Below are 9,894 nucleotides of genomic sequence, written 5' to 3'. Positions count from 1 at the left end.
CCACGCCCGCGTCCGGGCAACGCCGAAGAACGCCGTCTGCTCCTCCCACCAGCCTTCGTGCGTCTGCCGGAGCCGCTCGAGCCGGCGGCCGCTGTCGTCCGCGTACCGCCGGATGAACTCGAGTCGCGTCTCGCGTTCGGGCAGGGGCGGAGTGCCGACATCAATGCCGAGCATGTTCCTGAACCAGGCATGTTCACTGACGCACTGATGCACCATGTGCTCGTGCACGCTGCGTCCACGCGGATCGTCAAACTTCGGCCGGACAGGAAGATCGTCATCTCTGAACTCGCTCCAGACGCTCAGGACTTTCACGGCTTCAGTGTCGTAGCTGTCGATCAGAAAGTCGTACTTCATGGCCTTGTACGCGTGTTGAGGCGGCAACCGAGTGCCGCCTCCACATCGTATCGCGTGCGCCGATCAGAGGGACTTCAGGTACTCGACGAGGTCAGCCTTCTGCGCGGCGGTCAGGTTCAACCCGAACAGCCTGTCGTAATGCTCGACGACAGAGATCAGGTCGGAGGCGCTACCGTCGTGGAAATACGGAGCGTGCTGTTGGAGTCCCCGTAACGGCGTCGTACGGTACTGGCCCGTCGCCGATCTGAAGGCATACGCCGGGTCCATGCCGGTTTCGGCGGGATGGTGCAGGAACGGGACGCTCGGGTCGGGCCCGTTCAAAACGTCTGTAAACGTTCGCCCTTGGTGACAGGTGGCGCAGCCCGCTTCGTTGCGGAACAGTGCCCGGCCGCGATTCGCCGCCTGCCGGTCGAAGCTTCCCTGCGCCGCTGCCGGCGGACGTAGACTCAGTTGATAGTCCAAGAGCGCGGCCAGCTTCGGCGTTACGAGATCCGGCGTCTGGTTGATGAACAGCCCAATACGGGGATCGTTAAAAGTGCCCTGCCCGCCCATCTGGCCCACGCCGACGTAGCTGTTCCAGTACGAGATCGGACCATCGGCGGTGAACGTCTCGAAGCCCACACCCCTCAGCCCGTAGATGGGCGGGATCACAATCGGCAGCGACGGGCTGTTCAGCGGAATGATGTTCGTGCCGTCGAAGGCGTGGTGCCGTGGGTCGTACTTCCCGGGTCCCCAGGCGTTGAACTCCGCCTTGGTGGCGTCATCCAACACGGGCGAGAGAGCGACGATCGCCCCGACATTCAGGTCTGTGTTCGCCCACCCGTCCATTCGCCGGCCGATGCCCTTCGTGAAGGAGTCGTCCACCGACGAGTGGCAGAGCGCACATGTAATGCCGACGCTGGTGAGCTGTCCTAGATCATCGACTTTCCCTTGCACACCGACGACGGCGTTGAGTCGCAGCAGTTCGACGGTCACGGCGGGGTTGGTCAGATCGACCTGGCCAGCCTGTAGCGCTTCGATCACGGCTGGCGGCAACGCGTCGACGTCCACTTTGAGGCCGACCGCCAACGCGGTCGCAGGAGGAACGTTCGCGACGACTTCGTGCATTCGCAAGACATCGGTCCACAACTGCTCGTCGCCGAAGGTGTCGTAGCGGAAGATCTGCCGACCGGCGTCGATGCCGCGTTGTTCCTGTGGCCCGGCGAGCGCCGGCGTGTGTGCGGAGACAAGCGTGATCGGAGCTGAGGCTTCCTGTTCAAGAGCCGCAGCCGGCGGGCCGAGTTGCGTCGCGATCAGGGTCACAACGAATGGTACGGCCAGGACAAGCGCGTAGACGCGTCGCATGATTTGCCTCTCCCTCTCCTCAAAAACGACTTCTCACTCTGCGCTTGCTGGCCGATAGGGCCAGTGCAACAACTAGGGTCTTCGTCTGCTCTCAATGGAGTCACGAATTCACGAAAGGTTACTGACCGCGTCGCCGCCGACCCAGCCGGCGTCCGCGAAGTTCATTCCAGAGAGCCGACTCTTCACCGAGGCGACCATCGTGTCGCACCGGCTCCCCCCGAAACGGAAGGCCTCAGCGGGCGTAACCTCATGCAGCCTTCTCTGCAGCAGATCCCTTGCCCGGTGGAGTCGTGTCTTGACGGTGCCTTCGCTCACACGAAGCTGTTGAGCGGTCTCGGCGGTGTTCAAACCATCGATTTCGCGCAGCATGAACACCGAGCGATATCCGTGAGGCAGCATGGCAAGGGCTGATTCCAACAACGTGCCCAGTTCGCCTGCATAGGTTTGACGCTCTGGATCTGGTGCGGCGGAAACGACACGCTCGACCTGTTCGGCATCGCCGGATCCGAGCGGCTTGTCCCGGGCCCGCCTCCGTCGGGACAACGCCTCGTGCACGGCAATCCGTGTCAGCCATGTGGAGAACCTGGCCCGTCCCTCGAACTGAGCGAGGTGACGATAGGCATTGAGGTACGTCTGTTGAAGGGCGTCCTCGGCGTCCGCGTCGTTCTGGAGAATGGCGCGGACGGCGCGATAGAGACGTTGGTTGTAGCGGCGCATGAGGACCTCGAAAAAGTGAGTGTCCCCTGCACGTACTCGAGCCACGACTTCCTCGTCGGTGAGCGCACCGGTCTGAAGCGGTGCTGCCGCCGCGTCCTTGCCGCTTGTCAACAGAGTCTGCACGCCGTCCTCCTCGCGCTGCACCGGACCTGCGCCGGTGAGCCCTGTCTGGACTGGCGTGGCAAGGACGAGGCCAAGGGCTGAGGACGCGTCATGTGCTGACGAGCCCGGGTCTTTCCAAGGGCACAAAGAGCGTCAGCAGCTTCAAGATGCAAGGAAGCGTTTCGTTATGAAACGTGGTTCCTCGTTACGCGATCCTGTGATGCCGCACGGGCGCCGGCGTTGCCTCGGTGACCTCGACCTGGTCCCGCACCTGAATGAGCCGCGCCAGCGAAAACGCCCCGATTGACAACACGACATCGCGGACCGCAATGTCCAAGTAGCCGGCGAGTGTCAGGTTGACTGCCACGAGCAACAACCACGCGCTGGCGACATACGACCCGATGACAGGCAGGGCTGTCAGAATGCTGATGCCGACGGCAAACTCGACGACGCCCACGATCCACATGAACATGTCAGTCGAGAAGGGCAGCAGCTGAGCTGCCAGCGGGCTGACGTAGCTGCCCCAATCGACCAGAATGTTGAAGAACTTGTCGATGCCCGCCAGCGTAGCCATCAACCCGATCGCGAGCCGCATTGCCTGGGCCGGAGCCTGAAGTCGAGGATCCATGTGTGCCTCCTACCCCAATGGAGTCACACGAGCGAAAAAGGTCACCGTCGGCTTCCTGTGTCACCTTTCCGCGTCCAGGCACTCTATTCTGGTGAACGATTCGCTCGGCGCACCGAGCCGCGGCTGGATCGCTACTGGACAGAAGGACACACAATGCATGTTGTGAGCGCACCGGTTCTGGAGGCGTGGGGCTGCTTGGCCGACGAGCAGATCGTCGAGAAGGTCGTCGCCGGGCAGACGGCCCTCTTCGAAGTCTTAATGCGGCGCCACAACGAGCGGGTGTACCGGGCCGCTCGAGCGATCATCAAGGACGAGAGCGAGGCCGAGGACATCATGCAACAGGCCTACGTGAACGCCTACAGCCACCTGCGGCAGTTCGACGGCCGGTCGCGATTCTCGACATGGCTCACTCGAATCGCCATTCACGAGGCCCTCGCGCGTGCGCGCCGACGCGGCCGGTACACAGATATGGACCTGGAACACCCGTCCGCCCTCACCGTGGCGACATCGACCGCTGCACCGCTGGATCCCGAGAGGCTCGCCTTCTCGCGGGAGCTTGGCGCTCTCATGGAGTCGGCCATCGATCGGTTGCCCGACGGCGCACGCGAAGTGTTCATTCTGAGAACGGTGGAGGGAATGAGCACTGAGGAAGTAGCTGCCGCTCTCGACGTCAGCGAGGCGGTTGTCAAGACGCGATTGTCGCGAGCTCGTGCGACCCTCCGCCGGGAGCTGTCCGCGCAGACCGAGGCCGTCGCGTCGAACACGTTTCGTTTCTTGCGCCCCCGCTGCGATCGCGTGGTCGCTGCTGTCCTGGCGCGGATCCTGTGATTGGGCGCACATTGTTCTGACAGAGGCCCGCGGTCTCGGATTCGCTGATGGGCGGCTTCCGAATGTGGCGATCATTCCTGCCTTAGGCTGCGGCGCGATGTCAGGTCGCTACGCGCCGATTCGGGACTACGCGGTGATCGGTGACGGTCGCACGACGGCCCTGATCGCCCGTCACGGCTCCGTCGACTGGCTTTGCCTGCCCAACACAGATTCACCGAGTGTGTTCGGTGCGTTGCTGGATGCAGACCGCGGTGGTCGATTCGAGCTCGCGCCCGAGATCCCTTATGAGGTTCGCCGCTGCTACCTCGCGGCGACGAACGTGTTGGAAACGACGTTCCTCACGGACCGAGGTGCTGTCCGCGTCACCGATGCGATGACCCTGCCGCTGGCCGGGTTGTCTCCTTTCCGCGAGCTCACGCGTCGGGTTGAAGCGATCTCCGGACGCGTCCCGCTCCGATGGCGTGTGGAGCCTCGCTTCGGATACGCGGCGTGGCCGGCCCGTCTCGAGCGTCGGGGCCACATTCCGATCGTCACTGTTCGGAGAGACGCTGTGGCGTTGTGTTCGTGGGAGGCGGGAATACCACAGAGCGATGGCACGAGCATTACCGGTACTTTCGAGGCACAGGAGGGAACGCGCGCGCTGCTGGTGCTTGCGGCGGCTCACCAGGAACCGCTCGTAATGCCGACGAGAGCAGAGGCAGAACAGCGCCTCGATCTCACGATCGCGTTCTGGCAGCGCTGGTCCGACGAGTTGACGTATGAGGGCCCGTGGCGAGACGCTGTTGTGCGAAGCGCCCTGACGTTGAAGGCGCTCTGCTTCGCGCCCTCAGGCGCCATCGCGGCTGCAGCGACAACATCACTCCCCGAGGACATCGGCGGAGAGCGCAACTGGGACTACCGATTCTGTTGGATCCGCGACGCAGCGTTCACGCTCGATGCGCTGCTCCGCCTCGGCCGCCATTCCGAGGTAGATGCGTTCTTCTGGTGGTTCCTCCATGCAACACAATTGACGCGGCCACGTGTGCAGGTCCTGTACCGGCTGGACGGGGGCGACCGCGCGCCAGAAGTATCGCTTTCCTTCGAGGGCTACCGGCGATCGGCGCCGGTTCGGGTAGGGAACGCCGCATCGAAACAGCTCCAACTGGACATCTACGGTGACCTTTTCGACACCGTGCACAGGTACGTTCAGGGCGGCCACACTCTGGATGTCGAGACAGCACGCCGCCTGTCGCAGACAGCCGACTTGGTGTGTCAAATCTGGCGTGAGCCCGATTTCAGCATGTGGGAGGTGCGCATGCAACCCAGGCACTTCATCCACTCGAAGGCGATGTGTTGGGTCGCGCTGGATCGTGCGATCGCGCTCGCTTCCGCGACTCACGTTCCAGCGCACAATATCGGTCGTTGGCGCCGCGAGGCCGAAGAAATTCGGGAGTTTGTCGAACACCACGGCTGGTCTGAACGCCTCGGAAGCTATGTCCGGTTCGCAGGCAGCGACGAGGTCGACGCCAGCCTATTGCTGCTCCCGATCGTGGGCTACTGCGATCCTCGAAGTCGCCGTAGCCTCGGCACCATTGATGCCGTTCGTCGAACGCTCTCGAGAGGTCCGTTTGTGTACCGCTATCTCGGAGGGGACGGCCTCATAGGCAGCGAAGGAGTGTTCTTGACGTGCTCGTTCTGGCTGGTCCAGGCACTTGGCCTCGCGGGCCGGTCGGACGAGGCGAGTCGGCTCATGGATCAGTTGGTTGGACTGGCCAACGACGTGGGTCTGTATTCCGAGGAGATCGACGCCAGGAGCGACGAGTTCCTCGGAAACTTCCCGCAAGCGCTCGTGCATCTGGCGCTCATCGGCGCCGCACACGCACTGTCGGAAAGGCGCTGACCGATGACGGTGTGGGGTGCAATCGCTGGCGGTTTCGCTGGGACGTTGGCTATGACGAGCTTGCTGCGCGCCGCGAGCGAGTTGGGCCTGACCCGGATTGACATCCCGTTCCTCCTGGGAACGGCCGTGTCGGTGGATCGCACGCGCGCGAAGGTCGTGGGTTTCGTCCTCCATTTCTCGGCCGGGCTCCTGTTCGCGATGCTGTATTACGCGTGCTTCGTCGCAATCAACCGCAGCGGATGGTTGATCGGTGCGGGATTCGGAGTCTTCCACGCCTTGTTCGCAGGGACAACCCTGGTCAACATCCTGCTGCCATTCGTTCATCCTCGAATGGGAACGCCGACGACCGCAGCCGACTCGACTCCTCTTCTGGAACCCCCTGGGTTCATGCTGTTGAACTACGGTCGCAGTACGCCAGTCGTGAATCTTGTCGCTCACGCGGCGTACGGGGCGCTGGTTGGCGGATTTACCGAGCTGTCAGCGCGGTGACTCAGTGCGGCTGCGCCACGACCCCGGCGATTGACGTGGCGGGATTCCCTGAGATGTCCGCAGCGGAGGCACCGTTGCTGGTCCTCTCGCGACGTCCCTGCGCCAGACGCTGTTCGACGATCCGGTCGGCAGCAACACTTGTCGGAATTCCAAGGTCGTGTGCGACGGCAAATACTTTGCGCAGACGAGAGTAGATCTCTCGAGTCAGCGCAAGCGCACGCGTTCGATCGTAGCCGTGCAGCTCGACATAGACGTTGATGAGGCCGCCGGCATTGATCACGTAGTCTGGTGCGTACAGGATTCCCCGTTCGAGGATCACTCGGGGCACGTCCACGCCGGCGAGCTGGTTGTTTGCCGAACCCGCGATCACCTCGCACTTCAGCCGCGGCAGCGTGTGCTGGGAGATCGAACCGCCCATCGCACAAGGGGCGAAGATGTCAGCCGGCACGTCGTAAATGTCCTCGGTATCCACGGTCTGGATGCCGAGCTGCCTGCGAGCTTGCTCTCGCCGTTCTGGGTTTGCATCGCAGCCGATGACCGTGGCATTCGCCTGTTGCAGGAGTTCGATCAGAGCCCAGCCAACCTTACCGAGGCCCTGAACTGCCACACGACGTCCTTCGAGAGAATCCCGCCCCCAGCGTTCTGCTGCGCACGCTCTCATGCCTTGCAGAACGCCGTAGGCGGTGACCGGTGAGGGATCCCCGGCGCCGCCGTGCTCAGGCGACACACCGCCGACGAATCGGGTCGCCCTGCGGACAATGTCCATGTCCGACGTGTCGGTGCCAACATCCTCGCCCGTGTAGAACAAGCCATTCATGCGCTGGACGAACTCGCCGAATGTCCGGAACAACCGTTCGCTCTTGTTCTTGAGCGGATCGCCGATGATGACCGCCTTGCCGCCACCGAGTGGCAGCCCCGCGGCTGCGGCCTTGTATGTCATCCCGCGAGAAAGCTCCATCACGTCGCGGAGCGCCTGTTCCTCGGTGGCGTAGGGATACAGCCGCGTACCGCCCAGCGCGGGACCGAGCACCGTGTTGTGGATTGCGACAATCGCGGTGAGGCCGGCTTCTGAGTCCTGCACGAACACGACCTGCTCGTGCCCCTGGTTTTCCATCTGTCCGAAGATGCGCATGGGCGTGGCCATCCTGCCCCCAACGGGGCAACGCCCGCGCCACCCTTCTCACCTGGCTGTCGTCTGGAAAGAGGCCGGGAACTCTCAACGCCGACCGGCCGACGCCAACTGGTGACGTTGCACAAGGAAACAGTGATTTCGAAATGAAATGAGAGCGAGTGCCCCGTATCACACCGTTGGTTGAGCATCTGCCTGATCCGCAGCCAGCACCGCAAGCCACGCCACGCGGGCAGTCGCTCAGACGCAGGAGTGTTAGGCGCGCTCGCTCTTCTCTGGCATCGAAACTGCCTGTCGACCAACACACGCGGAGTCGGCGAGCCGGACGGATTCGGCGACGGGCGCATCGTCCGTCGCAAGAAGGGCGACAGGCATCATGGCAAGGAAGACGACCAAGGCATTGATCACGGAGAGCCGTTATCAGGAGCTGAAGGCAATGCTCGAGGAGCGCCGCCTCGAACTCGTGCGCGAGGTGCACGCCAAGATTCGCGACGCGCGAGCCGAGAACACCCACGAGCACAACGTGCTCGACGAGGGCGAAACATCGGATACCGATATCCAGGAGGAGATCGGGTTCGCGTTGCTCCAGATGAAGTCGGAGACGCTGGACAGAATCAACACGGCGCTCCGGAGGATCAGTGAGGGCACCTACGGCCTCTGTCTCGAGTGCGGGGACGAGATTGCCGAACCACGCCTTAGAGCGCTGCCCTTTGCGGTGCGGTGCAAGGACTGCGAGGAGAGCCGTGAGGTGGCCGAGCGGCGTGAGCGCATGACGTCGCGTCGCAATCCCTCATCCCTCCTCTCTGAAGTGTCAACCGGCGCCTGACGCGACGTGGTGCGGGTTCCTCCTTTCAGGAAGAAGGATACGCGTTTCACTTTGTAGTCGATCGCGGTGTCTTCACCCTGTCTGGATATGCGGTACGGGCCTGTTCGATGCGTGTGATTGGCCCGGACGTTGCCTTAACACGTAGTCGAGATGTCTTTTTCGCTCTGGTGCCTCCTCTTCGGGCACGACGACATGATGGTTCGAGCGCCGGAACGACTGTGGCTGCGCTGCGACCACTGCGGGCGCGACACACCAGGCTGGTCGCTCGGCCGCGCCTGTTCGGCGGCCACCGCGCAATCGAAGCCCGCATCCACGGGAGCCACGCATCCACGGCTTCCGTTGCCGGAAGCCGAACCCCGGGTCGCCGCATGAGCAGCAAGGTTGGACACCTTGAAGCTCTCGGTTCTGGCGCTGGACTACGACGGCACCATCGCACGCGACGACCGTCTGGACCCAGCTGTACGCGAGGCGATCGCGGAGGCGCGCCACCGCGGCGTCAGCATGATGCTCGTGACGGGCCGGACTCTGGACGACCTTCAGCGCGTCGCTGGCGAGCTCAGTTTTGTCGACGGCGTGGTCGCAGAGAACGGTGCGATCGTGCACTTCCCGAACGGCGGCCTTACGGCGGCTCTCGCGCCGCCCCTTCCTCCAGCTTTCGCGGCTCGTCTTAAGGAGCGCGGAATACCGTTCGATGCAGGCCAGTACCTTGTCGATGCGGATGCGAGCACCGCTCCGCGGATGCTGGATGTCATCCGCGAGCTCGAGCTTCCGATTGCGCTCGTGTTCAATCGAAGCCGTGTCATGGCGCTGACCCAGGGCATCAGCAAAGCCACAGGACTGAGCGCCGCACTGGAGATGCTTCGAGCGTCACCCCGCAACGCCGTAGCCGTCGGCGACGCCGAGAACGATCACGAACTGCTTCGACTCGCCGAGGTGGGCGCGGCTGTCGAATGGGGCAGTTCTTCACTCCGCGCTGCCGCGGATATCGTTATCGGCGGTTCCGACCCGACCGCCGTCGGCGACTTCATAAGAGGTCTCGCCGCGAGGGGCCGACTGCCTGCGCCGGTTCGGGCAAGGCGCCGTCTCACCTTGGGGCACACCGCCGATGGGCGGGAGTTCTCTCTGGCCGTGCGCGGCAGGAACATGCTCATCATGGGTGAAACGAACTCCGGTAAGTCCTGGCTCGCCGGCCTCCTCTGCGAGCGGCTCATCCTTCACGGGTACAGTCTCTGCGTCATCGACCCGGAGGGGGACTACAGGACGCTCGACGCACTTCCTGGCGTTCGAGTGCTCGGAGGAGAAGATGGTCCACCCACTCCGCGCGCGCTGCTCCACGCGCTGCGTTACCCGGACCGCAGCGTGGTCATCGACCTCTCCTGCATCGAACACCGCGCGAAACTCGAGTACATCCGGTCGACGCTGCCAGCCCTGAACGTCATGCGGAGGCGCATCGGTACGCCTCATCGGATCGTCGTGGACGAAGGACACTACTTCCTGCGTGATGCTGTGAAGCACCGTCTGCTGGATCTCGACTTCAACGGCTACATTGTGGTGACCTACTGGCCATCCCAGTTGCCGCAGACGCTTGTCGCTGCAAC

The 9,894-nt window shown here is 63.4% G+C and carries 10 protein-coding genes; 5 read left to right on the top strand and 5 right to left on the bottom strand.

Annotation, left to right across the window (positions count from 1 at the left end; genetic code table 11):
• The 4 genes from VFQ05_08115 to VFQ05_08100 form a co-directional block, all read right to left on the bottom strand.
• Positions 1-381, bottom strand: a 381-nt coding sequence (locus VFQ05_08115) for a damage-inducible protein DinB (protein HET9326721.1), incomplete at its 3' end; no start/stop codon positions are given.
• A 36-nt stretch (positions 382-417) separates the two neighbouring features.
• Positions 418-1,698, bottom strand: coding sequence for a hypothetical protein (locus VFQ05_08110; protein HET9326720.1), 1,281 nt, complete (start codon positions 1,696-1,698; stop codon positions 418-420).
• Positions 1,699-1,806: 108 nt separating this feature from the next.
• On the bottom strand, positions 1,807-2,538 hold the full coding sequence (locus VFQ05_08105) for an RNA polymerase sigma factor (GenBank protein ID HET9326719.1): 732 nt from the start codon (positions 2,536-2,538) through the stop codon (positions 1,807-1,809).
• A 184-nt stretch (positions 2,539-2,722) separates the two neighbouring features.
• Positions 2,723-3,145, bottom strand: coding sequence for a hypothetical protein (locus VFQ05_08100; protein HET9326718.1), 423 nt, complete (start codon positions 3,143-3,145; stop codon positions 2,723-2,725).
• 195 nt (positions 3,146-3,340) lie between these two features.
• Between VFQ05_08100 and VFQ05_08095 the strand changes: the two genes are divergently transcribed.
• From VFQ05_08095 to VFQ05_08085, 3 genes are all read left to right on the top strand, one after another.
• Positions 3,341-3,973 (top strand): RNA polymerase sigma factor, encoded by a 633-nt coding sequence (locus VFQ05_08095; protein ID HET9326717.1) that lies wholly within the window; start codon positions 3,341-3,343, stop codon positions 3,971-3,973.
• A 64-nt stretch (positions 3,974-4,037) separates the two neighbouring features.
• Positions 4,038-5,852, top strand: coding sequence for a glycoside hydrolase family 15 protein (locus tag VFQ05_08090; GenBank protein ID HET9326716.1), 1,815 nt, complete (start codon positions 4,038-4,040; stop codon positions 5,850-5,852).
• A 3-nt stretch (positions 5,853-5,855) separates the two neighbouring features.
• Positions 5,856-6,341, top strand: coding sequence for a hypothetical protein (locus tag VFQ05_08085; protein ID HET9326715.1), 486 nt, complete (start codon positions 5,856-5,858; stop codon positions 6,339-6,341).
• Between the two features lies 1 nt (position 6,342).
• On the opposite strand, the gene VFQ05_08080 is transcribed toward VFQ05_08085, so the two are convergent.
• Entirely contained in the window at positions 6,343-7,473 is a 1,131-nt protein-coding gene (locus VFQ05_08080; protein ID HET9326714.1) for a Glu/Leu/Phe/Val dehydrogenase, read from the bottom strand.
• A 373-nt stretch (positions 7,474-7,846) separates the two neighbouring features.
• Here VFQ05_08080 and VFQ05_08075 point away from each other — a divergent pair, with 373 nt between their 5' ends.
• Entirely contained in the window at positions 7,847-8,296 is a 450-nt protein-coding gene (locus tag VFQ05_08075; GenBank protein ID HET9326713.1) for a TraR/DksA family transcriptional regulator, read from the top strand.
• 390 nt (positions 8,297-8,686) lie between these two features.
• Positions 8,687-9,894 (top strand): HAD-IIB family hydrolase (locus tag VFQ05_08070; protein HET9326712.1); only part of this gene is annotated, 1,208 nt, incomplete at its 3' end.

The sequence above is a fragment of the Candidatus Eisenbacteria bacterium genome, from assembly GCA_035712145.1.
Taxonomy (GTDB): domain Bacteria; phylum Eisenbacteria; class RBG-16-71-46; order RBG-16-71-46; family RBG-16-71-46; genus DASTBI01.
Note: the sequence above shows the minus strand (reverse complement) of the source record. Positions and strands in the feature narration are given on the sequence as shown.

Excerpts from the sequence above, each read along its gene's own strand:
- VFQ05_08075 (HET9326713.1), top strand. The coding sequence starts at position 7,847 with ATGGCAAGGAAGACGACCAAGGCATTGATCACGGAGAGCCGTTATCAG.
- VFQ05_08100 (HET9326718.1), bottom strand. The coding sequence starts at position 3,145 with ATGGATCCTCGACTTCAGGCTCCGGCCCAGGCAATGCGGCTCGCGATC.
- VFQ05_08110 (HET9326720.1), bottom strand. The coding sequence starts at position 1,698 with ATGCGACGCGTCTACGCGCTTGTCCTGGCCGTACCATTCGTTGTGACC.
- VFQ05_08085 (HET9326715.1), top strand. The coding sequence starts at position 5,856 with ATGACGGTGTGGGGTGCAATCGCTGGCGGTTTCGCTGGGACGTTGGCT.
- VFQ05_08080 (HET9326714.1), bottom strand. The coding sequence starts at position 7,473 with ATGCGCATCTTCGGACAGATGGAAAACCAGGGGCACGAGCAGGTCGTG.